Genomic DNA, 25529 nt, shown 5'->3' with positions numbered 1-25529 from the left:
GGGGGTAAGCAGATGAAAATCAGTCGCCGCCGGTTTCTCAGCAATATGTTGGGCGCCAGTATGGTGGGTTTGAGCAGCTATGAGGCGTGGCGCTATTTTGTACCAGGGCAGCCACCAATCAGTGTGGATTTCCCCGGTAAAGCTGTGGGGCATGCTATACGTGATGCGCAGCGACAACCACCAGCTAATATTCCAACACACCATGTGAATACGGTGATTGTCGGCAGTGGTGCAGCGGGGCTGTCTGCTGCCTGGCAGTTATCCAGACAGGGCATGCACGATTATATTTTACTTGATGGTGCTGAACGCAATGGCAATAATCGCGGTGAACACCAGTTTGGTGTGGATTACCCCACCGGTGCGCATTATCTGCCCCTACCCTCACCGGAATCGGAACACATCCGAGAATTACTCGGCGATTTACAACTGTATCAGCATGGTGTGTATGATGAGCGCTCACTGCTACAGGTGCCCAATGAGCGTTTATTCTATCAGCAACACTGGCAGAATGAATTGCTGCCTCAGCGTGATGCCGATAGTCAGCGTTTTTTCCGTTTTATTCATCAGCTCAGCAGCCAGCGCGGTGTGGATGGCAAGCGTGTATTTACCATTCCGCTGGATTTGGCCAGTAACGACAACGAATGGCGCCGTCTGGAACGGCTAACTTTTGCCAATTGGCTGGAACAGCAAGGTTATCACTCGCCAACTTTGCTGTGGTATCTGGACTATTGCTGTCGAGATGACTATGGGCAAGGCATCGGCCAAATCTGTGCTTGGGCCGGCCTGCACTATTTCTGCGCCCGTGGCACAGAGCAGAATGAGCACGGCACAGTGCTGACTTGGCCGCACGGTTTACATGAGCTGTCGCAGCGGATACGCGCATTTTGCCGACTGCAAGCTATGGAAAACATTCCTGAAACCGATCAGCCATTTACTCAGCCGCGCAGTCTCCGTGCTTATGCAGTTTCGATTGAAGAAGAGGCTCAGGGAGTACGTCTGTTAATCTGTACTGCACAACAGCAATATTTCTGGCTACAGGCACGGCATGCAATCTGTGCCATGCCACTATATATCGCAGCTCACGTGGTGCATTATATTCAACGATATGGTTTTCAGCCGCAGACCCATATGCCTCAGTATGCCCCTTGGATTGTGGCTAATTTTTTGCTGCGCGGCATGCCCCCAGAAAAAAGTGGCAGCGCGCTGGCATGGGACAACATTTTGTATCAAGGTGATGGGCTAGGCTATGTGGTGGCCACACACCAGCAAATTCGGCAAGGGCCACCACCCTTTACATCTTTCACTGCCTATACAGCATTGAATCATGATTCGCCGACCAACATACGTCACTGGATGCTATCGGCCTCACCTGAAGAAATATACCAATGCGCGGCTAAAGAATTGGAAGAGATTTATGGCATTGTGTTGCGAAAGCGTATGGTACAGGCGCGTATCAGTCTACGCGGTCATGCCATGGCCGTACCACAGCCCGGTTATCTCACCAATGCGGGTTTAATGGCGTTGCGCTCGTATCAGGGTCGTTTACAGTTTGCCCATAGTGATTTATCCGGCTATTCGATTTTTGAGGAAGCCTGCTATTGGGGTAAACGTGCCGCTGAGCAGATTCTGGCACAACAGTAATATTGATTACAGGTCTGATTTGAATAACAACAGCCTGTGTACGAACTTGTCCACAGGCTGCTTAATCTGCTACTGATATACTAGATTTCGAAGTAATCCATAATACTTTGTGCGGCATCACGTCCTTCTGCTATGGCGGTAACCACCAAATCCGAACCACGGGTGATGTCGCCGCCAGCAAAGATTTTTGGATTGGCGGTTTGCTGTTTGTATTCACCACTAGTCTGAATACGGCCGCGCTCGTCCACGGTGACACCAACTTTACCTAACCACGGCATGCTGTGAGGTGCAAATCCAAAGGCTACAATTATGGCATCACAGGTAATGATTTCTTCACTACCGGCTATGATTTCGGCACGGCGCCGGCCGCGTTCGTCTGGTGCACCCATGCTGGTGCGGACAACCTGAATACCCGTTACTATGCCTGCTTCGTTTGTCACCACAGCCTGAGGCTGCACATTGAATTTAAACTGCACACCTTCTTCCCGCGCATTGTTGAATTCTTTTCTGGAGCCCGGCATATTGGCAGCATCGCGGCGGTAAGCACAGATTACTTCTTTAGCCTGCTGCCGCAGCGCGGTGCGTACACAATCCATGGCAGTATCGCCGCCACCAAGCACCACGACACGCTTACCTTCCATGCATACATAATCTTTGCTATCGATGTTTAGCAGATGTTCCGTATTCCCAATCAGATAGGGCAAAGCCAGATAAACACCGCTGGCCTCTTCATTTTCGATACCGGCACGTAGTCCCTGATAGGTCCCCACGCCTAGAAACACTGCATCATATTGCTGCTCAAGCTCTTGCAAGCTAATGTCAGTACCGACATTAACACCCAGTTTGAATTCTATGCCCATATCAGTGAGTACGTGCCGCCGCCGCATCATGACTTCTTTTTCCAATTTGAACGCCGGTATACCAAAGGTGAGCAGGCCGCCGATTTCGGATGCCCGTTCGTATACGGTCACGTCCACACCATTGCGGATGAGAACATCGGCACAGCCGAGGCCGGCGGGTCCGGCTCCAACCACCGCTACTTTTTTACCCACTTTTTCCACGGTGGCAATATCTGGATGCCAACCTTGCGCAAATGCCTGCTCGGTGATGTATTTTTCGATGGCTCCGATGGTAACGGCGCCGAATTCCGCATTCAAGGTACAATCGCCTTCACACAGACGATCCTGCGGGCACACGCGGCCGCAGACTTCAGGAAGGCTGTTGGTGGTGTGTGCTAACTCGGCTGCTTCGATAATCCGCCCTTCATTCGCTAGTCGCAGCCAATTGGGAATGTTGTTGTGCAACGGGCATTTATTCTGGCAGTACGGATTACCACAGGCCAGACAGCGGTCTGCCTGCGCAATTGCCTGTGCTGTGGTAAAGGGCTGATAAATTTCCGCAAACTCATGCTGGCGTACGCTCAGCGGTTCTTTCGGTGGATCGACACGCGGTACATCAATAAACTGATAAACATTTTCGCGTTGACTCATGTGGTGTTCCTTGCACGATTTTTGATTATTGCTGTCTTAATGTCTGCTCTTACTGGGTAACAGCGCGCAATTCAGTGACGGTACGCGGTTTGTGCCCCAGAAGCGCATCGACATCATTGGCTTTTGGTTTCACCAGCACAAAGCGGTTCACATAGTTGTCCCACTCAGCCAGAATGCGTTCTCCCAGCGGGCTGTGAGTATTTTCCACATGCTCGGCGATGAGGCCGCGTAGATTTTCCTGATGCATGGTGAGTGCGGCGATGTCTAAACCTTCAACCAGCTCAGAATTAATACGCTGTCTGAAGCCGCCATCCACATCCAGCACATAGGCAAAGCCACCAGTCATACCGGCACCGAAATTGATACCGGTTTTGCCTAATACACACACTACTCCGCCGGTCATGTATTCACAGCCGTTGTCGCCAATACCTTCCACCACGACTGTGGCACCAGAATTACGCACCGCAAAGCGCTCACCTGCCTTGCCAGAAGCAAACAATTTGCCACCAGTAGCACCATAAAGGCAGGTATTGCCGATAATGGTGGTGTCTTCTGGCCGGAAAGCAGTGCCGCCATGCGGCCTGATCACGATTTTGCCGCCGGCCATACCTTTACCGACATAATCGTTGGCATCACCAGTTAGATACAGATTCATGCTACCAGCCAGCCAAACACCAAAACTCTGTCCGGCAGTACCATTTAGATAGATGTCAAAGCGTTGTGAAGTACGGCCACGATTTCCATGAGTAGCAGCAATCTGTCCAGCTAAGGCAGCGCCTACGGAGCGGTCGGTATTATTGATATCATAGGTCAGATCCACATCGGCACCGCTCTGTACGGCATCGCCAACGTCCTGCATGATGGTGTGATTGAGGCGACCAGTATCGAATGGCGGATTGGTTTGCGTACAGTAGCGAGCACTGCCATCCGGTACCTTGGGTGAATACAGTAACTTGCTTAAATCCAGCGTACCCTGTTTCGGAGTGATGCCAGCAACGATTTCCAATAGCTCCGTGCGGCCGATTAAATCAGTCAGGCGGGTGATGCCGAGCTGTGCCATGATTTCACGCACATCCTGTGCAATGAATTTAAAATAATTCATCGCTTTTTCAGGCAGACCGTGGAAATGTTCGTGGCGCAGAGTGTCATCCTGCGTAGCCACGCCGGTGGCACAATTATTCAGGTGACAGATACGCAGATAGCGGCAGCCCAGCGCAATCATCGGGCCAGTGCCGAAGCCAAAACTTTCCGCTCCCAGAATGGCCGCTTTAACGATGTCTAAGCCAGTTTTCAAGCCGCCATCAACCTGTAACCGCACTTTGTGGCGCAAATTGTTTTCTACCAGTGCCTGCTGGGCTTCTGCCAGTCCCAGCTCCCACGGACTACCAGCGTATTTCACACTGGTTATCGGGCTGGCGCCAGTGCCGCCGTCATAGCCGGATATAGTAATTAAATCTGCATAAGCTTTGGCTACGCCGGTAGCGATGGTACCCACGCCCGGTAAAGACACTAGTTTTACCGAAATCAGCGCACGCGGATTAATCTGTTTTAAATCGAAAATCAGCTGTGCTAAATCTTCGATGGAATAAATATCATGGTGCGGGGGTGGTGAAATCAAGGTGGAACCGGGCACAGCAAAGCGCAATTGCGCGATGTATGGTGTGACCTTATCTCCGGGAAGCTGTCCACCCTCACCCGGTTTGGCACCTTGCGCTACTTTTATCTGAATCACATCGGCACTCATCAGGTAGGCCGGTGTGACGCCAAAACGTCCCGAAGCCACTTGCTTAATCCGTGAAACGCGTTCGGTGCCGTAGCGACGTGGGTCTTCTCCACCCTCGCCAGAATTGGAATAGCCGCCCAGACGATTCATCGCCGTGGCCAGTGCCTCATGTGCCTCTGGGCTTAATGCACCAATCGACATAGCCGCGCTATCGAATCGTTTATATAAATTTTCTGCTGCTTCTACCTGTTGAAGTGCCACTGGTGTGGCTGCTTCCGTTTTAAGCCGTAGCAAATCCCGCAGCATGGAGGGAGGGCGTTTATTCACAGCATCCGCATAGTGGCGGTAGCGGGCATAGTCACCGCTGTTGATGGCAGCCTGTAGGGTATTCACCACTTCTGGATTGTAGGCATGGAATTCACCCTGCGGCTTGTATTTCAGAAAACCGCCAATTTCCAGACCACGGCTTTTTTGCCATGCACGTTTGTGGAACCAACGCAGATCATCTTCTAGTTGTGCAAATGTAGCCCCTTCAATGCGGTTTACCATATTTTTGAAACACAACTGCATGACTTCATGATGAAAGCCAATGGCTTCGAAAAGACAGGCACAGCGATAAGACGAAATGGTAGAGATACCCATTTTAGAAATGATTTTATACAGACCTTTATTGATACCATTACGGAAATTGAGCATCACCTGGCGTAAAGGTTTAGTAATCGCACCAATACTTACCATTCTGGCCAGACTTTCATACGCCAGATACGGATACACCGCTGTAGCACCTAGACCAATCAGTACGGCAAAATGGTGCGGATTTCGTGCAGATGCGGTTTCAACCACAATATTGGCATCGCATCGCAAATTGGTTTCTACCAGCCGCTGCTGAATCGCGCCCACACTGAGCACAGCCGGAATCGGCATAGCATTACGGCTAACATTGCGATCGGATACCACCAGCAGAACTGCCCCATTTCTGACCGCAGCAACTGCCTCATCACACAAATGCAGCAAGGCTTCCTGCAAGCTGGTTTCATTTGGGTTGTACACCGCCTGCAGGTGATGATGCTGATAGTGTTCGGCAGACAACTGAAGCAACTGCTGCATATCGGAGTAAAGCAATACAGGTGATTTAAAATTCACCCGATGCGACATGCCTTCAGCCTCAAAGAACACGCTCATCTCACGCCCGATACAAGTATTCAGGCTCATCACGTGCTTTTCGCGTAAAGGGTCTATTGGCGGATTGGTTACCTGAGCAAAATATTGGCGGAAATAATCAAACAGCAGGCGTGGTCGCTGCGAAAGTACCGCAAACGGCGTATCGTCTCCCATCGAACCTACTGCTTCCTGTCCATTCTCGCCCAGCACACGAATCACACTTTCCAGCTCTTCCATGTCATAGCCAAATAGTTTTTGGAAAACCAACAGCTGGTCTGCTGAAAAAATGGCTTCTCCGGTTTCATTTTCCGCCAGTTTTTCAAATGGAATTAGCGATAAAACATTTCTGTCTAGCCATTCTTTATACGGGTGGCGCGTTTTCAGCTCGGTATTAATGTCTGCCGACTGCATCAACCGTCCTTCACGCGTATCAATCACCAGCAGCTCACCGGGGCCGACACGGCCTTTTTCAACCACCTCATCGGGAGCGTAATCCCAGATACCTACTTCGGAGGCAATAGTAATCAGCTTATCCTGCGTAATCACATAGCGCGCTGGCCGCAGACCATTACGGTCGAGCGTACAGGCTGCATAGCGACCATCACTGAGCACAATTCCTGCCGGCCCGTCCCATGGCTCCATATGCATAGAATTGAAATCGTAAAATGCGCGTAAATCCTCATCCATATCTGGATTGTGCTGCCATGCCGGTGGTACCAGTAAACGCATAGCACGAAACAAATCCATACCACCATTGACAAACAGCTCCAGCATATTATCCAGAGAGCTGGAATCCGAACCTGTTTCATTCACAAACGGCGCAGCGGTCTGTAAATCCGGAATCAAAGGTGTGTGGTATTTGTAGGAGCGTGCTCGTGCCCAAGCACGGTTGCCGGAAATAGTATTGATTTCCCCATTGTGCGCCAAATAGCGAAAAGGCTGCGCCAATTGCCAGCGCGGCAGCGTATTGGTAGAAAAGCGCTGATGAAACAGGCAAATTGCACTTTGCATACGCAAATCAGCAAGATCAGGATAAAAGCGTGGCAAATCCTTGGGCATGCATAGCCCTTTATATATCATCACCTGATTAGACAAGCTGCAAATATAAAAATCACGATGATTAATGCGCTTCTCGATGCGCCGGCGCGTCATAAACAGCCGCCGCTCTAAATCGCGCGGCAGCCAGCCGGCAGGTGCATTCACAAACACCTGCTCAATATGTGGCATATCGGCTAACGCAATGGCGCCAAGCATTTTAGGGTTGGTGGGCACCATGCGCCACAAAGAAATATTCAGCGTTTCCTGCGTCAGCTCTTCTTCAATAATGGCTTTGTACTCCTGTGCCAGCGCCTCATCGCGCGGAAAGAAAATCATGCCGACGGCAAAATTTTTAGCCAGAGTGATGCCGCTTTCCTCAGCCACAGCCTGAAAGAATTTTTTCGGCATTTGCAGCAGCAGGCCACAACCATCACCAGTTTTACCATCTGACAAAATCGCGCCGCGATGCTGCATGCGCGACAGCCCCAATATTGCGGTACGCACCACCTTATGGCTGGGTTCACCCTCAATATTGGCGATTAATCCAAAACCGCAATTTTCTTTTACCAGAGTATGGTCGTATAAGCCGGACATCAGGAAACCTCGTTTGCTGCACTGATTGCAAAGCACAATTTAGTTAGACAAGGTAACAAACATACAAAAATTTACCCTTTAACGTCAAAACCTTTTTTCATAGAGACGATAAAAAAAACGCTATAATTTGAATCAATTACAGCATAAATCACTACCCAGAGACATATATATGCAGATTAAACCGGCATTTAATCAAAAAATCACTATATTTCACCAATTTACATAAACATGCTAATCAGGCTTCAGAAAGCAAAAAAATTTGCTGAAAACACGAATAATGTCATCAGCAAATTATTCTAAATAAAAATAATAATCAATTACTATTGTAATTCAATTATATATAACAACTGGCTGCCTACACCTGACCCTAAAGAAAAAATCTATCCTGCGTATCTTTAACTTGAATGAATGTGCAGACTTTATTTGAAATCCTTTCACCTGCCTAAAAAATCCACTAATTTATGTTTGCGACAACAGCGCAGATATTGCGTCAAAAATAGTATTCAATGATCCCTATCCTGAACCAGAAAAGTAAATTCTCTGAGCAGCACCATGCCGATGAGCGCCGGCAATATATTCATTTCCATTCCAACCAATATCAATTTTTTGCCAAAATATTCATTTAACCTCCTTCTGGTAAAGCTATCTACCTAAATAAACACAACTGATAGAAAATGAAAAATTGACAAACAAATGACATTTAAAGTATTTATCGATAAAATAAAATATCATTACAAAAATAAAAGAAATTTAAATAAATGAAAAATATTTTTTGCCTAATCACCATTGCCTTACTCTGTGGTTGTATGACTCCGAAAGGCGATTATCACATTGTCGCGGAAGATGAATTTGGAAGAGATTTAGCTCCGAATATCAAATTTGTTGCCCAAAATGGCACAGGTATTACCAGCACTAAAATTAGCCTGTGTGCAGTTTCTCCAGGAGCTATAATTCGCGTATACGATTTACATACAAACGAAGAAATAAAAAGTCTAAGTCCACGTAAATGCCGCTGAAAAACGAAAAGACACATTGGAATTTTAGCGGCTAAAATTCACGCGTATCGTAAATAACAACCAAAATACGCATCTTCTAGCTTGTATGCTGTATCTTGTCATCAATGAATAAGGGAGATGCCCGCATCTCCCTTGAAATTTTATTCGTTTACAACACCTGCGTGCTCAGCCTGCACATCTGCATGATAACTAGAGCGAACCATCGCCCCAATAGCACCATGCTTAAATCCCATCTCATAAGCACGTTTTTCAAAAGTCTTAAACTGCTGCGGTGTCACATAGCGCAACACTGGCAAATGGCTGTTGCTGGGTTGCAAATACTGGCCTATGGTAATCATTTCTACATCATGGTCGCGTAAATCCTGCATCACTTGCAGAATTTCTTCATCACTTTCTCCCAGACCAACCATCAAGCCAGACTTGGTGGCTACTTCAGGACGTAGCGCCTTATATTGCTTCAGCAACTTCAGTGAATGCAGATAATCTGCACCAGGGCGCGCCTGTTTATACAGCCGCGGTGCCGTTTCCAGATTATGATTCAGCACATCCGGAGGAGTCTGCGCCAGAATTTCCAGTGCAGTATCTAGGCGTCCACGGAAATCCGGCACCAGCACCTCAATCTGAGTATGCGGACTGGCTTCTCGAATAGCAGTAATGCAGTTAGCAAAATGCTGCGCACCACCATCACGCAGATCATCACGGTCAACAGATGTAATCACCACATAGCGCAAATTCATCGCTTTTACCGAGGCAGCCAAATGGCTTGGTTCCTGCTCATCCAGCGGATTGGGACGGCCATGGCCAACATCGCAAAACGGACAACGACGAGTACAGATATCACCCATAATCATGAAAGTAGCCGTACCCTTGCTAAAACATTCACCGATATTTGGACAACTGGCTTCCTCACATACCGTATGCAACTTCTGTTCGCGCACGATACTTTTAATTTCAAAAAACTTCTGACTGCTCGGTAAACGTGCCCGAATCCATTCCGGTTTTTTCAGCTTTTGTTCCAGAGGAACCACTTTAATCGGAATACGTGCCGTTTTTTCTGCACCCTTGTGTTTTACCCCTTGGCTGTTATCTTGATTCATAGTACAACTTTCTGTGTAGATGGCCGCTCAGGAGGCGGAGCATTCAATTGCAAACTCAGGTAGCCGGTTAAGCGTTCTGCCACTTCAGCCAGTGTTGGACACGGCTTTATCAGCTCAGCAATCTGCGTCATATGCAAGCCGGCATAGCCGCAAGGATTAATGTGTGTAAACGGAGTTAGGTCCATATTCACATTCAGCGCCAGCCCGTGATACACCGCACCCTGTTTAATGCGCAGCCCCAGCGACGCGATTTTCCGGCCGCTAACGTAAACACCGGGCCGTTTCGGATCATTCTCAGCTGCAATGCCATAATCGGACAGCGTGGCAATAATACTGTTTTCCAACCGGCTTACTAGCTCACGCACGGTAATATGGCGACGCTTAAAATCAATCAGCGTATACACCACCAACTGACCCGGGCCGTGATAAGTCACCTGCCCACCGCGGTCTATCTGTACTACCTCAATATCATCATGCACCAGAATATGTTCCGGTTTACCGGCCATGCCCTGTGTAAATACGGGCGGATGTTCAACAACCCACAACTCATCTTCGGTTTGGGCTGTGCGAGCAGCCGTAAATTCTTGCATTGCAGCAAATACCGGCTGATAAGCACGTAAACCCAGCTGCACCACTTTCATAGTACAACTTTCACCATCGGATGGCTGCTTAAAGAACGATAAATATCATCCAACTGCTGCTGACTTTCGGCACGAACCACCACTGTAGCACTAATATAATTACCCTTACTGCTCGGGCGGGTATTAATATCTGAAGCTGCGGTTTCTGGCGCATGCTGCTGCACCACATCCAACACCCGAGCCGCAAATTCCGGATGCTGTTCACCCATTACCTTAATCGGGAAATCCAGCGGAAATTCAATAATACTGGTTTTCAGATCATCACTCATCTTCGTACCTTTCCTGTCTGGTCACGTTTTTACCATGTAAATCACATGCAAAACAGGCTTAATCACGTAAAAAAATTTAATCACAGGCAAACAGCGGCCCTAAACCCATATTAAACAGCTCTTCTCTGTGCCAGATAGGTTTGCAGACCCCGTTCACGCAATACACAGCTTGGGCACTCACCGCAGCCGCCTTCCACGCCGTTGTAGCAAGTGTGCGTATGCTCGCGCACATAATCCAGATAGCCAAGCTCATCTGCCAGCGCCCATGTCTGTGCCTTGTCCAAATACATTAGCGGCGTAATCAGACGAAACTCATAATCCATAGCCAGATTCAACGTCACATTCATCGACTGTACAAACACATTGCGGCAATCCGGATAGCCGGAAAAGTCGGTTTCACATACGCCAGCAATCACATCATGAATACCCTGTCCTTTAGCAAAAATAGCGGCATACAACAAAAACAACGCATTACGGCCATCTACAAATGTATTCGGCAGCCCATTTGCCGGAGTTTCAATAGACTGCTGCTTATCCATCAGCGCATTATGCGTAATGCTTTGCAGCAATGACAAATCCATTACCGTCTGTGCTACGCCTAAGTCCTGCGCAATCCAGCGTGCCTTTTCCAGCTCAATCGCATGGCGCTGACCATACTGAAAAGTAATCGTCTGCACATTATCACGTCCATAAGTCGCAATAGCCTGCAACAGACAAGTCGTCGAATCCTGACCGCCGGAAAAAATCACCAGCGCTCGAGTATGTTGTTTCATTATTTCGTTTCCTTAGTTTTGATTTCAGAAACAGCCGTAAAAACCGCTTTTACCGCCGCCTGACGTGGGAAGTTTGCGAACCACGCATGTACTTATTATAAAACATTTGCTCTCCCCCTACCGATAGCCAGTCCACGAAAGCCACCAAAACAGGTAAAATAAACCGCTTTACTGCTTTAAATTCAAATATTCAAACATGTTGGTACTGGGAATCGAATCATCCTGTGACGAAACCGGCGTTGCCCTATACGACACCGAACACGGACTACTGGCTCATCAGCTTCACACACAAATTGCCATGCATGCCGAATATGGCGGCGTCGTGCCCGAGCTGGCCAGCCGCGACCATATTCGCCGCCTAACCCCGCTTACACAGGCGTGTCTGCATCAGGCCGGCAAAACTTTTGCCGACATCGATGCCATCGCCTATACCCAAGGCCCAGGACTAGGTGGTGCATTACTGGCCGGAGCCAGCTTTGCCAACGCACTGGCTTTTGCCCTAAATAAACCCATCATTCCCGTCCATCATCTAGAAGGCCATATGCTGTCGCCGTTGCTCAGCGACGACAAACCGGATTTTCCATTTGTCGCCTTACTGGTTTCTGGCGGTCATACCCAATTTATGGCCGTCAAAGGCATCGGCGACTACACCCTACTGGGCGAAAGCATCGATGATGCAGCCGGTGAAGCATTTGATAAAACTGCCAAACTACTTGGCCTGCCCTATCCAGGCGGTGCCAAACTGTCCGAGCTAGCCAGACTTGGCCACAGCGGCAGCCTGCATTTTCCGCGCCCCATGCTGCATTCACACGACCTGAATATGAGTTTTTCCGGTTTAAAAACCGCCGTACTTACTGCCTTCAACAAAATCAAAGCAGAAACTGGCTGCGGCGAAGCTTTACCCGAACAAATTCGACATGATATCTGCCGCGAATTCCAGAACGCAGTTGTCGATGTACTGACGAGCAAAGCCGAACAGACACTACAGCAAACCGGCTACAAACAACTGGTCGTAGCTGGCGGTGTGGGTGCCAATTGGCAGTTGCGCCAAAGCCTCAGCAGCCTTCCTGGAGTGCATACATTCTTTCCTCCGCTAGCCTACTGCACCGACAACGGTGCCATGATTGCCTTTGCCGGAGCCATGCATTTGTCCAGCGCCCGCCCTACCGGCAGTTTTAATGTTAGACCGCGCTGGCCGCTTAGCCAGATTGTCAAATAACCCGCCCCTCCCCTTGCCTCTCAACTTGTAGCGTTTGATATGTATGATTGAAATAAAAAATCTCAGCTTACAGCGCGGTAGCAAACAGCTTCTGCAACACGCCAGCCTGACCATCTATCCCGGTCAGCGCGTCGGCCTGATTGGCAAAAATGGCACCGGCAAATCCAGTCTGTTTGCCCTGCTGGAAGGAAAAATCAGCCATGACAGCGGCGACCTACGCCTACCCAAACACTGGCAGCTAGCCACCGTCAAGCAGGAAACACCGGCACTGGATATCCCTGCGTTGGACTACGTACTTCAAGGCGACACAGAATTACAGCAACTACAACAACTGCTGCAACAGGCCGAAGCAAGCAATGACGGACTCAAACAGGCCGAATACCATGGACGTCTAGATGAAATCGGTGCCTACAGCGCACCAGCGCGTGCCGCCAAATTACTAAACGGCCTAGGTTTTTCACAGCAAGAACAGCAACAGCCAGTAAAATCATTCAGCGGTGGCTGGCGTATGCGCCTAAATCTGGCTCAGGCACTAATGTGTCGTACTGACCTGCTTCTACTAGACGAACCCACCAACCATCTAGATTTAGAAACTGTCCTATGGCTAGAGCAACATCTGGCCGGCCTCAATACCACCCAGATAATCATCTCGCACGACCGCGATTTCCTCAATGCCACCACCACCCAAACCGTTGAACTGGCACAGCAACAACTGACTCTTTACGGTGGCAACTACGATTTCTACCAGCAAGAGCGCGCACAGCGACTCGCACAGCAGCAGGCCGCCTATATCAAACAACAGGCACACATACAGCATCTGCAATCTTTTATTGACCGCTTCAAAGCCAAAGCCACCAAAGCAGTACAGGCACAGAGTCGCATCAAAGCATTGGCCAGATTAGAACGTATTGCACCAGCACATCTGGACAGCGAATTTTCATTTGAATTTGCCCAGCCAGACCATCTGCCCAATCCGCTGCTAAAACTGGAAAACATCAATCTAGGTTATGGCGACCGAACGGTATTGCATAACATCGACCTCTCCGTCGAATCCGGTGCCCGCTATGGCCTGCTAGGTGTCAATGGCAGCGGTAAATCCACCCTAATAAAAGCCATCTCCGGCAGCCTGCAACCATTAAGCGGACAGATTGTGCGAGCTGAAAAACTCAAAATCGGCTACTTTGCACAGCACCAGCTTGAAACCTTACGTGCCGACCAAAGCCCAATATGGCACATTCAGCAACTGTCTCCAGACGTGCGCGAACAGGAAATTCGCAATTTCCTTGGCAGCTTTGCCTTTATCGGTGATATGGCAATGCAACCTATAGCCCCCTTTTCAGGTGGCGAAAAAGCAAGACTGGCACTGGCCATGATTGTGTGGCAGAAACCCAACCTTTTACTGCTGGACGAACCCACTAACCATCTGGATTTAGACATGCGCCACGCCCTGACACTAGCGTTACAAAGCTTTCAGGGCGCATTAATCGTAGTGTCGCATGACCGTAGCCTGCTCGAATCCACCACCGACGCCCTGATATACCTCAATCAGGGCGAGCTCAGACACTTCGACGGCGACCTGAGTAACTACCGCCAGTGGCGTCTGACACAAGAGCAAACCAGTATCGACCAGCCGCAAAACTCCAGCGACAGCATTAAGCGCAAAGAGCAAAAACGCATCGAAGCACAACAGCGGCAGGAACGAGCCAAACTGACCAAACCCTTGATGAAAAATATCGAAAAAGCCGAACGCGACATGGAAAATTGGCAACAGCAGCAGCAGGAAGGCGAAGCTTTTCTCGCCAGCGAAGAAGCCTACCTTGACGAAAACCGCACAAAATTACAACAAACCATTACCCAACTAGCCGAGCTCAAAGTAAAATTAACCCAAACTGAAGAAAAATGGCTTGAATGGCAGCAACAGCTTGAAGACATCAGCCAACAAAACTGAATGATTGATGTACAAGGTTTAATAATGACATATAAAAAAGCGCTTCCCATACTGATCATTTCTGGCAGCCTGCTAATCAGTGCGCAAGTACCGGCAAAAGTATATACCTGCCTTGAAAACGGCGAAGTTGTCTATACATCAAAACCTAAAGGCAACTGTGCCGTCGCTAGCTTGCCTGCTATCGGCAGCTATAGCGACAGCCGCCCCAGCTACCGTAGTAGTAGCTCTTCAACAAGCGTGCGTAGTCGACCACGCCCAGCCACACGCGTAGCCACAGCATACAGCGGGCCCCAGCCCTCGGTAAATATCGTACCCAAAGGCAGCGACAATACCCGCCGTGCAATCCTACAGCAGGAACTGACCAACGAGCGCAACGCACTGGCTCAGGCACAGGAAGCACTTAACCGCAGCCGTACCGGTAAAGGTGGCAATACTACCGAGCTACAAAGCGCCGTACTCGACCGGCAACAGAACATTCAGGCCATTCAGCGCGAACTTGGCCGCATGTAACCCCCAGACAAAGGACAAATCATGAAAAAAAACCTCATTCTGGCTGCACTATGCTCCCTACTGAGCACTACTGCACTAGCACAGATATACGAATGTACCGACAGCCGTGGCAACCATAGCTATTCAGAAGTACCAAATGGCAAAAACTGTCGCCAGGCCAATAATCTAGGGGGAAATTTTTCCACTACACCAGCTTACAAACCAGCTGTGGATAACCATTCTGCTCCCACAGATAACTACGAAGCAGAAAAGCAGCCTAACCAGTCGGCAATAGCTTCAGCACGAAAAAATCTTGCAGATGCCAAAAAAGCTCTGGAAGAAGGCAAAAAAGTACGTCTGGGCAACGAACGCAACTACGTACGATATCAGGAACGCATCAAAGGATTAGAAGATGCCGTACAAGCCAGACAACAGGAACTAGACAAAGCCATGAATGGCAACTAAACCACGGTAACCCTGCTTACAGTTTTTTTCCTGCAACCTTTAAGCAGGGATAATTAATAAAGCGAAGGTTTTATTAATTTATTTATTAATGAATCTGTTCTTTGCCTTTTATCGCACTTGATGGCAAAGAAATCAGTAATGCTTGTTGTTGGCCTTGTTTATCCTTTGGCGTTTTTATTTCAAGTAAAGTCTCTGTACCAATTCCAGAAAATAAAATATTTACATTTTCTATATAGCATAGCTCAAAACATTTAAATTCTGAATTCAATGCTGAATTCTTAGTTATTTTAGCAATTCTGGATTGTAATAATTTTTGATAATTTTTATCTATGTATATCGTTACTGCAGCTTGTCTAACATTTGCCGCTGTAAGTGTTATATCAGTAAAACTGATCAAAATTTTATTGAAACCTAATAGCAATATAATTAATAAATCCATTATGATTATTAATATCGTAGGAATTTTACTTTTGCCAATTTTAAAATAAAGCTTATTTTCGTTTTCTACACAAGGTTTACGTTGGTTCCTTTTGAAAGAAACATACCATTGTTGAATAAAATGCAAACAAACAACAAGAGCACAAACAGCAATACAATTAAAAAAAATAGAAAGAATTGTTTCAAACCAATTTTCTTTAGGATTCCAAATATAAATTGTAAATGCTAAGTAAAATAAATTAGCTATTATGCTTAAAAAAATATAAATTTTTCCTTTAGGCAAAATAATTGGTAAGAATTTATTTCTTATAAGAAATCTATTAATTGGTTTTCTAAATTTAACTAAATATATTAAACTGGCTATGTATAGCTGGGAAATAAATACAAAACATAAAAATCCAAATATTACAAAAATATATATACAAAACAATACATCTCCTACAGATATACCAAACGGATAGAATTGATATCGTATACAGTACAAAAATATAATAATTGCACCAATAACATTTCCAACTAAACCAAATAACGCAGCAGCATTTCGAATAGTTTTTATTCTAGAATCCAGATTACTAAACAAGCTTTTTCCCCTAAAACTCTTAGACTTAATGAAAAAACCACCAATGTTAACCTATATAGATTAACATTAGTGGTTGAATTTTAACAAATAAGTTACTAAAAGCTCATTCAAGCTTCGGATGTAAATCAATGTACTGCTGTTTGCGCATTTCCAGCGTCTGTATCTGTTCCTGCAAGCGTGCAATTTCTGCGTCGATATCTTCCACACTCTGCTCAATATGCTCATAAGTCTGTGCTAGCAGCTCACGCGCTTCCTGTTTACTCGAAGCAGAAGGTGAAACACCGCGTAATGGGCGGTTAGCTGTTTCTTTCAGGCAAATACCGGTCACAATTCCGATTACGCCCACCAGCATCAGATAATAGGCTGGAATAAACAGATTATTGCTGGCATCCACCAGTGCTGCTGCGATGGTTGGCGTTAATCCGGCGATAATAATCGCAATATTAAACGCACTGGCTAAAGCACTGTAGCGAATACGTGTTGGAAACAAGGCGGGTAAGGTAGAGGCCATGACGCCAGTAAAGGAATTCAATATTACTGCAAGAATAAACAGGCCGAGGAATATCAGCCCTACTTTGCCGCTGGTAATCAGCTGAAAACACGGTATGGCCAGTACCAGCAGCGCAATCGACCCACCAATCACAAAGGGCTTACGGCCTATTTTGTCGCTAGTGAATCCGATAATTGGCTGCATAAACATCATGCCTATCATAATCGCGATAATAATCAGCACCCCACGGTCTTCACCGTAATGCAGATTATGCGACAAGTAGCTGGGCATATAAGTCAGCAGCATGTAATAGGTAATATTGGTAGTGAGCACTAACCCTACGCTGACCAGCAAAGTTCGCCAAAATCGGCGCAATACCTCTTTGAACGATACCTGCGGCCGGTTGCTCACTGCTTCCTGTTCTTCTTTTTCCATCATATCCAGATGTTTCTGGAAAGCCGGGGTTTCTTCAGCGGCATGACGCAGATATAGGCCGAGCAAGCCTAAAGGAGCGGCTAGAAAAAATGGAATACGCCAACCCCATGAGAGAAAATGCGAGGAACCCATGATATTTTCCAGCAGTACCACTAACCCCGCGCCGAGCACAAAGCCGCATATCGACCCAAAATCAAGAAAACTGCCCAGAAAACCACGCTGGCGGTCGGGCGCATATTCCGCCACAAAAATTGCTGCACCGGTATATTCACCGCCTACTGAAAAACCTTGTGCCAGTTTGCATAGCAGCAACAGCACCGGAGCCCAAATGCCGATACTGTGATAGGAGGGAATCAGCCCGATACAGAACGTACTGAGCGCCATTATAATAATGGTGGTCGACAGCACTTTTTGCCGGCCGAAACGGTCGCCAAGAATACCGAAAAATACGCCACCCAATGGGCGCACCAGAAAGGGAACAGAAAAGGTACCCAGCGCAGCGATAATCTGGACACTGGGCGAAGCTGATGGAAAAAACACTTGTCCTAGCGCATAGGCCACAAAACCATAGACACCAAAATCAAACCATTCCATGGCGTTGCCTAGCGCCGCTGCTGAAATCGCCTTTTTCAGCTTACTCTGGTCAACAATCGTAATGTCGTGTAATTCCAGTGTACCATTCTGGGTAGGAATCAATGGCGGTACTTGAGACGAAGTCTCAATCTGTTCATTAGGTTCAGCCATGGTAATCCTCTCATTATTAATATTAAAATGGTGAATATCAGTATAACATACGCCAAAATTTTAGCTTTATATCTGATTTTAAAAGAAAACCACCAATAGCATAATTGAGAAAACACCACTGTACGTCAAGATTAACTTATTCAGTCACGAATTTTAACCAGCTTAACGCAAGCTTTTATCCGCTACTTTCATTGATATTCCTGCACAGCAGTACCAGCCCTTGCATCCGCCTGCAAAGCTTGCCAGTAGGCCGGCAGCTGTTCATGCAGCCGGTGTAGCTGCCGCCACAACACTTTCTCCACCACATCTTCATCCGCCTGTGGCCTACTTTGCGCCAGATCTGTGGCCAGTTTTGACCATTCAGCTTGTAGCACAGCATCAGCAGCATCCTGCGCCATCAGCTCTGCCAATTCAGATGCAATAACAGACCAGTGCTGTATTCGCTGTGGTGTCAGCTGTGGTCGCATCCGATCCACCTGCGCACGCAGCGCCCCGAGTGCCGAAATACAGCTTAGCAACACACAATTAAGTTGCAAAATAGTTTTGCCCTCGGGCAGACGTCGTCCATAGCGCTCCGGCTCCATCGACATATCTGCCACCGTATTACTTAACGTTGCCGCCAGCTCATGCGCCGTGCGGCGGGCTAAACGGTAGTCCACATCGTCACGCAGCCCTTGCTGCAATTGCTGTGCAACCTGCCGCAGATAGGCAGCGTCGCTACACAGAGCACGGCGGGCAATCCGTCCCAATGTCAGATAACGCCAGTCTGGCCACAGATACGACACCGCGCACCACGCCAATACCGAACCCAGAATCGTATCCACAAAGCGCGACAGCATTGCCGACTGGGTATCCATGCCAATAATAGCAAAGCCAACCAACACCTGTACGGTAATAAAAAAGGTAGAAAAACTATAACGGCGTACACGGAAAGCAAAAAACAATACCGTACTCACTACCACAATCACCAGCCGGCCAGCCAGTGTCGGCACAAAATACGGCAACACCGACCCCACTACCACACCGAGCAGCGTGCCCACGATACGCTGCTTCAGACGGACAGTAGTGGCTGAATAGTTGGGCTGGCAAACAATAACACCAGTGAGCAGAATCCAGTAGCCCATTTTAAGCTGGCAGCCTTCCACCACCACACAGCTCACTGCCGTCAGGATGGCTAGCCGTACCGCATGACGCAATACATTTGATTGCAAAGTAAAATGAGCGCGCACAGCCGGCAGAATATCGCGAATGCGATCTACATCCAGTCCGGCGATTTGTGTTTCGCTGACTGCTTCTGCTGTAGCACCAGTCTTTACCTGCTCCAGCCACAATAGCTGCTCATTGATTCCCAAAACATTGGCTATCAACTGCTGCAACCCTGGTGTATCTTCATCACAACCATTTTCAGCACAATAGCGCTCAGCTGCCTGCTCAATGCCCTCACCAGCACGGCGCAGCATCGGATTGAACACATAGTGTTTGTCCTCGTGCAGACACTCACTCATATGCTGGCAAGCCTGTGCCTGCAGCACAATCAAACGCTGAATTCGGTAAATCAGATCCGAATGCGCCAACCTGTGAGCCAATGCCGCATAATCCACATGGCGCGAGCTGATGCGTTCATGAATATTCTGTGCGGTTAGATAATATTGCAGTAAAGTGCCCAAACCGCGCTGGCGATGCTGCCGGCGCAGACGGTAAAACAGCGCTGCGCGACAGCGGTTAAATCCCTCAATCACAGCCGTATTCTTCATCGCCAGCGCCAATTCTTTTTCTGCCAGCAAGTCAGCCTCATCTGGGTCGAAAAACTGTGCTTTCACCAACATATAATCGGCCAGACGCGCAAAAGCACCTGATAAATTATCCTGTACCGGCCGATTGGGAAACAGCAAATGCAGCACAAGCGTACATATACTAAACAGGCTGGTGCCGCAAATCAGCATTAGCGGATTGGTATACCAAGGTAATTGTGGCGAATAAGTCAGCACCGTATACAGCATCACCAGCAGCGTACCAAACGCAATGGTACGGTAGCGCGCATCAATGGCGCCCATCATTGTCATAGTAAACGCCGCCCAAATCATCAGTAGCGAAAACGCCAGAGGGTGCCCAAATGTCCACTGCACTGCCGTAGCCGCTAAAGAAAAATGAATCAGCGTATAAAACAGATTACGTAGCCGGCCGGTAAAACCATCATCTAAATCTACCAGTCCGCCAGCGATAATCCCCAGAAACAGAGCCGTGCTTTCTGCCGTATTACCGGTATACCAAACCCACAAAGCGGCCAGCACCATGCTCAGCAGCATCGGCAGATTAGCCAGATAACCGGCACGCACCGGAATTGTTCTCATCAGACTGTCCTTAATCAACAGAACTTAGCATTGTGCTTATTTTAACAAGCCACCGGCTGCCCGTCCGGCGGATTCTGTTTACCAAAAAGCCGGCCATATCGGCCGGCTATATACACAGGAATACAGGCACAATTATTTTTTTTCTGCCTGTGCCTGCCACGTATCACGTAACGTAACCGTACGGTTAAACACCGGATTTTCCGGCGTATGGTCATAGCGGTCGGTAACAAAATAGCCCAGCCGCTCAAACTGATAGCGCGTTTCCGGTGCCAACGTATTCGCCACTGGTTCCACCAGCGCATCGATTTCCGTTACCGAGGCCGGATTTAGAAATTCAGTAAAATCGCGGTACTGACCATCATCTCCACGTACTGCATCTGGACGCTCCACCGTAAACAGCCGGTCGTAAAGACGTACTTTGGCAGACACAGCATGCTCCGTAGACAGCCAATGGATCACCCCTTTTACTTTGCGCCCTTGCGGCTTGGCAGCCAGCGTTTCGTGATCGATGGAACACTTCAGCGATACCACACGGCCGGATGCATCCTGCACCACTTCTTCACATTTAATCACATAGCTGTACCGCAGACGCACCTCGCCACCCGGTGTGAGCCTCTGCCAGCCTTTAGGCGGGTCTAACGCAAAATCATCGGCTTCGATATAAATGGTTTTGCTCAGCGGCATCAGACGCTCACCCATCTCTGGATGATGTGGATGGTATGGCGCTTCACGGCTTTGTGTCACTGCTTCATCAAAATTAATGAGCTCCACTTTAATTGGGTTTAACACCGCAATCATCCTTGGCGCCACACTTTCCAGATCTTCACGAATGGCTCCTTCGAGCACACTCATATCTACAACATTTTCACTTTTAGAAATTCCCACTCGCTTAGCAAACAGGCGCAGCCCTTCCGGCGTATAGCCGCGACGACGCATACCAGAAATAGTAGGCATACGCGGGTCGTCCCAGCCAGAAACATGGTCCTGCACCACCAGCTGATTGAGCTTGCGCTTGGACGTAATCGAATACAGCAACTCTAATCGAGAAAACTCATACTGATGAGGTTGATGAGCAATAGCAATGTTTTCCACCACCCAGTCGTACAGCGGCCGATGGGATTCGAATTCCAGAGTACACAACGAATGGGTAATATTTTCAATCGCATCTGAAATCGCATGCGTGTAATCATACATCGGGTAAATCACCCACTTATCACCAGTACGGTGATGATGCACGCGGCGGATACGGTAAATCACTGGGTCGCGCAGATTGATATTGCCTGCCGCCATATCGATTTTCAATCGCAACGTTTTACTGCCATCTGGAAACTCACCGCCACGCATGCGCGCAAACAAATCCAGATTTTCCTCAACAGAACGTTCGCGATATGGGCTGTTTCTGCCTGGCTCAGTTAACGTACCGCGGTACTGGCGCATTTCCTCCGCATCCAGATCATCCACATACGCTTTACCATCCTGAATCAGCGCCACTGCGTAATCATACAGACGCTCGAAATAATCAGAAGCATAATGTTCCTCATGCCACTGAAAGCCCAGCCACTGCACATCTTCTTTAATCGAGCGCACATACTCATCCGATTCTTTCTCAGGATTCGTATCATCAAAGCGCAGATTGCACAAACCATCATAAATATAAGCCAGACCAAAATTCAAACAAATGGATTTGGCGTGGCCAACATGCAAATAACCATTCGGCTCCGGAGGAAAACGCGTAATCACCTGCTGGCACTTGCCGCTTTGCAGGTCTTCCTCAATGATAGAACGGATAAAATGATTATCGGCAAACTGATCTTTATTAAGCATAGCTATTCTGAATATGTGCAAAGGCATTTACAGCAGACCGGCTGAAAATACCAACCAAAAGGTAATAATTATATACCCAATTTATATAAGCAATATACAATTATACTAAATAAAAAAAGGATTAAGTATTTTAGTAATAGTCTGGCAAATACTAAACCAAATTAACCAAAATACAAACAAAATTTTACTTTAACACCCGTAATCGGCTTACTTAAGCTTTTCAAATAGCATTTTTACCTCAGTCAGCATTAGGCTAATCAAACGGATAGCAGAGCAACCAGCTACCGGAAAACATGCCGTAGCAGATGTCATCCCTATTTTCCAGCACGTAGCATCTAAAATTAACCCCTGCATACATACTAATAATTATCACAAAGCTTTACAGCCGCCACACCAGCAGTTTCCGGCTTCAAGCCGATAGCCTTAAGCACAAGCTTTGCAGTTGCACTTAAGTAAATCAACATTCCTGACCGCTGTATCTTCCTTTTTCCAAATGCCGGCCAGTACCTACACCAGAAACACCTCAATCAGCCTGCAGCTGACCCTACCAATAAATAAAGTATAGACCTACCCGTCCAACTGCACACAATGCCAACACAAAATTCATATACCATACCGAGCATAGAACAAAAGTTTAATGTAAAATACTAACGCTATGTTTTAGTAACTAAATCTTACTTACATCCACGCTGCTTCAGCACAACAACAAACTGCTAAAAATACTGGGCTCGCTGCAATTTATCGCTTCAAAACGAAGCCTATAAATTGGAGGTTACAGCATAAGGACGACAATTAATTCAATTAAAGCAGCACTGTGCCACGCTGTTTGCATCCATTGCGAGTAAGACAAAACATCAGGCACAGCATCAAAGGACAAAACATGGGAACAACAGACAACATCAGTAAGCTAAAGCCACAGCTCAAACAACAGCAACACAAAACCTACAACCAACAGGCACCCAATAATCACCACACTGCTGACGCTAAGCATAGCGCTACCACATCATCACCTTTTCATTCACTGCTGAGCCGAGTCTGCCACTATTACTTCCATCCAGCAGCAACCATCCGCAGAAAAAACCGTATCAAAACAATTCGAATCGCTGCTAAAACCGCGTTATTACTCAGCATTGCCCTCATCATCTTTGCTTCAGTTCGAAATATCATCCGCCTTAAAAATACCAACCCTGGTCACACCATATTCACCATTCCGCCTGCCGGTGTGCGCAAACCCTTCCCCTTTACCGTGCAAAACTTCCGTGCCTTATTTAACGCCCTCAACAGTGAGAAAAACATTATCAGCAGCCAGCCGGCTTCGCACCAACAGCAAAAAGCACTAAAACAGCACCGCACAGAAAACTAAACCATACGCCTACGCCACGGCATATCAGTCGGACTTTGCGAGGTAGCTTTACGCCGGTACCACACGGCCAGCCCATGGGGGTTCTGGTGGCAATACCGTCACATAGTCAGCATAAATTGCAGACTAATTCGAGACTGTCGGCAGCTTGCCTTGCGGGCATAATTCCTCTATATGCCGGTATAATCATCTGCGCGATGTTTTCGCCCTCTTTCTTGATGGCTTCGAGCTTGGCTTTATTGCGCCGATAATCAACCATGGATTTAAGACTCGGTCGTGGCGCGCATAGCTTTTAACTTTTGGCAAATAGCTTAGAATGCATCGGCGTATTTCTAACTTCTTAATAGTACCGTAGGTAATGAAAATCTGATTACAAGCCAGAAAATGCACGGTGATATTTTTTACCCTGTCAAAATCATCGCTGGCAGATAGTGATGAGAGTGATAAGGTAAAAATCAGCTCAATATTTTTTAGCATATGGCATAATATAACCATTTTTTTATCATTAAATATTAAAAAATACATACATTTAATCCGCCACTCTTAATACTGTAGCGCGTCTCATGATATATACGCGACCATGCTTCTGCTTCCATTTTTCTGAGAGATAAGAAGAACCAAGGATAAATGCACATTTATTTTTTTACAGACTTCGTAAGCATCCCCATCTCTGTTACCCTGTATTCAGTTGTCGTTGATTGGATCACTGTACATATTTTCACAATCGTATACGAGTGCTTTTAATGAGCATATTTAGGATTAGTTTTTGCCGAAGGTAATTCAGACAATAGGTTTGAAGCCGAATTGCAAGAGATGATAGCTGGGATAGCAAATAATATGCTGGATAATTTGAAAAATAATATTATATTTGTATATTTTATTTAAAATATCTATTTTCAAATATATTCTAGAAATTTTGAAAAAAAAGTTATCTTTAATATAGAGATTGATTACTTTAGTACTTATATTCACCCCAAAACCCTATGGCATATTATTATGCTAAATTAAATTCGATATTTTTTGTATTTTATCCATTAAGATATATTTAGATAAATCAGGATTTAAAGCGATAAGCCAAGAGGCTAATTATACTAATATCATTAATACACTATAATCTGTTTAAAAAAGAGTGATATTGGCAATATACACAATAAAACGCCACTGCACCGAAATCAATGCAATGGCGTTGGGGGCGAAGTCAGCGTTAATGAAACGCTGTTTTGAGATTACTGCTAATTCAGCAAACTTAGCAATACTTTTTTTATTATTTCAATCTTTTGTGGTGAAAGTGTCTGTCTCTGCTTAGGCACATCAGTGTCAATTAAAAATGCCGGAATGCATGTTTTCGATATGAAATCCATGCAGGTATCTAACCATCAATTTATGGCTTTCTTCTATTAAATCTCAACCCTTGTTGCCAATATAAATTTTTCTGACGATGCTGAGGAGAAATTTGCTAAGCCTGGGCGGCTAAATGCCATCAAGACTGAGTTGCTTATACATTTCATTCTTATACACCACTCGCTTGGTGCTGATATTATCTTTGCCTGCTTCGCTTGCCTTTTTGTGCCCCTGACTAATAAGTATGGTGTACCCTTTTTCATACCTTTACCTTTTACAATTTCTGTATGGCTTCTAGAATTTATATCACATTTGGTTTTTTTATTTTCTAATCACAAAATACAAGTCAGCTCCTAGTTTCTACGTGCCTAGCTAACACAAGTATTGTCATGGCCAATTTCC

Annotated in this window: 17 protein-coding genes; 7 read left to right on the top strand and 10 right to left on the bottom strand. The window is 46.8% G+C overall.

What is annotated here, in order from left to right; all coding sequences use genetic code 11:
* The first annotated feature begins 12 nt into the window (after positions 1-12).
* Entirely contained in the window at positions 13-1641 is a 1629-nt protein-coding gene (locus tag BHC43_RS01115) for an FAD-dependent oxidoreductase (protein ID WP_100152188.1), read from the top strand.
* Positions 1642-1721: 80 nt separating this feature from the next.
* Here the strand turns inward: BHC43_RS01115 and BHC43_RS01110 are convergent, their stop codons facing one another.
* Both BHC43_RS01110 and gltB read right to left on the bottom strand, forming a co-directional pair.
* On the bottom strand, positions 1722-3131 hold the full coding sequence (locus BHC43_RS01110; RefSeq protein ID WP_100152187.1) for an FAD-dependent oxidoreductase: 1410 nt from the start codon (positions 3129-3131) through the stop codon (positions 1722-1724).
* Between the two features lie 49 nt (positions 3132-3180).
* The gene (gene gltB, locus BHC43_RS01105) at positions 3181-7647 is read right to left on the bottom strand and encodes a glutamate synthase large subunit (RefSeq protein ID WP_100156242.1); all 4467 of its coding nucleotides are present in this window, start codon (positions 7645-7647) and stop codon (positions 3181-3183) included.
* A gap of 758 nt (positions 7648-8405) precedes the next feature.
* Between gltB and BHC43_RS01100 the strand changes: the two genes are divergently transcribed.
* A complete protein-coding gene (locus BHC43_RS01100) occupies positions 8406-8663 on the top strand; it encodes a hypothetical protein (RefSeq protein ID WP_100139673.1) in 258 nt (85 codons plus the stop codon).
* 140 nt (positions 8664-8803) lie between these two features.
* Here the strand turns inward: BHC43_RS01100 and lipA are convergent, their stop codons facing one another.
* The 4 genes from lipA to queC all read right to left on the bottom strand — a co-directional run bounded on the left by lipA (position 8804) and on the right by queC (position 11443).
* The gene (gene lipA, locus BHC43_RS01095; RefSeq protein ID WP_100156241.1) at positions 8804-9760 is read right to left on the bottom strand and encodes a lipoyl synthase; all 957 of its coding nucleotides are present in this window, start codon (positions 9758-9760) and stop codon (positions 8804-8806) included.
* Positions 9757-10401 (bottom strand): lipoyl(octanoyl) transferase LipB, encoded by a 645-nt coding sequence (gene lipB, locus BHC43_RS01090; protein ID WP_100139671.1) that lies wholly within the window; start codon positions 10399-10401, stop codon positions 9757-9759. The genes lipA and lipB overlap by 4 nt, the downstream gene beginning before the upstream one ends.
* Positions 10398-10670: an HP0495 family protein gene (locus BHC43_RS01085; protein ID WP_100156240.1), complete on the bottom strand. Its 273-nt coding sequence runs from the start codon at positions 10668-10670 to the stop codon at positions 10398-10400. The genes lipB and BHC43_RS01085 overlap by 4 nt, the downstream gene beginning before the upstream one ends.
* A 110-nt stretch (positions 10671-10780) precedes the next feature.
* Entirely contained in the window at positions 10781-11443 is a 663-nt protein-coding gene (queC, locus tag BHC43_RS01080) for a 7-cyano-7-deazaguanine synthase QueC (RefSeq protein WP_100139669.1), read from the bottom strand.
* Positions 11444-11639: 196 nt separating this feature from the next.
* Here queC and tsaD point away from each other — a divergent pair, with 196 nt between their 5' ends.
* From tsaD to BHC43_RS01060, 4 genes are read left to right on the top strand one after another with little or no spacing between them, the layout of a single operon-like run.
* On the top strand, positions 11640-12662 hold the full coding sequence (gene tsaD, locus BHC43_RS01075; RefSeq protein ID WP_100156239.1) for a tRNA (adenosine(37)-N6)-threonylcarbamoyltransferase complex transferase subunit TsaD: 1023 nt from the start codon (positions 11640-11642) through the stop codon (positions 12660-12662).
* Positions 12663-12705: 43 nt separating this feature from the next.
* Complete coding sequence (locus tag BHC43_RS01070) at positions 12706-14610, top strand: ATP-binding cassette domain-containing protein (RefSeq protein WP_100156238.1); 1905 nt, start codon at positions 12706-12708, stop codon at positions 14608-14610.
* Between the two features lie 24 nt (positions 14611-14634).
* The gene (locus BHC43_RS01065; protein WP_100152702.1) at positions 14635-15120 is read left to right on the top strand and encodes a hypothetical protein; all 486 of its coding nucleotides are present in this window, start codon (positions 14635-14637) and stop codon (positions 15118-15120) included.
* A gap of 21 nt (positions 15121-15141) precedes the next feature.
* Positions 15142-15564 carry a DUF4124 domain-containing protein gene (locus BHC43_RS01060; protein WP_100156237.1) on the top strand — a complete coding sequence of 141 codons (423 nt, stop codon included), beginning with the start codon at positions 15142-15144 and terminating at the stop codon, positions 15562-15564.
* Positions 15565-15649: 85 nt separating this feature from the next.
* On the opposite strand, the gene BHC43_RS01055 is transcribed toward BHC43_RS01060, so the two are convergent.
* The 4 genes from BHC43_RS01055 to BHC43_RS01040 form a co-directional block, all read right to left on the bottom strand.
* Positions 15650-16582, bottom strand: a complete 933-nt coding sequence (locus tag BHC43_RS01055) for a hypothetical protein (protein WP_100156236.1) — start codon at positions 16580-16582, stop codon at positions 15650-15652.
* Between the two features lie 103 nt (positions 16583-16685).
* Positions 16686-18251, bottom strand: coding sequence for a glycine betaine/L-proline transporter ProP (gene proP / locus BHC43_RS01050; protein WP_100152177.1), 1566 nt, complete (start codon positions 18249-18251; stop codon positions 16686-16688).
* A gap of 188 nt (positions 18252-18439) precedes the next feature.
* Positions 18440-20602, bottom strand: coding sequence for a YccS family putative transporter (gene yccS, locus BHC43_RS01045; RefSeq protein WP_100156235.1), 2163 nt, complete (start codon positions 20600-20602; stop codon positions 18440-18442).
* A gap of 132 nt (positions 20603-20734) precedes the next feature.
* On the bottom strand, positions 20735-22426 hold the full coding sequence (locus BHC43_RS01040; RefSeq protein ID WP_100156234.1) for a glutamine--tRNA ligase/YqeY domain fusion protein: 1692 nt from the start codon (positions 22424-22426) through the stop codon (positions 20735-20737).
* 880 nt (positions 22427-23306) lie between these two features.
* On the opposite strand from BHC43_RS01040, the gene BHC43_RS01035 reads away from it, so the two are divergent.
* The gene (locus BHC43_RS01035) at positions 23307-23789 is read left to right on the top strand and encodes a hypothetical protein (protein ID WP_100156233.1); all 483 of its coding nucleotides are present in this window, start codon (positions 23307-23309) and stop codon (positions 23787-23789) included.
* Positions 23790-25529: the final 1740 nt, after the last annotated feature.

It is taken from the genome of Snodgrassella alvi (genome assembly GCF_002777855.1).
Lineage (GTDB): Bacteria > Pseudomonadota > Gammaproteobacteria > Burkholderiales > Neisseriaceae > Snodgrassella > Snodgrassella alvi_E.
Note: the sequence above shows the minus strand (reverse complement) of the source record. Positions and strands in the feature narration are given on the sequence as shown.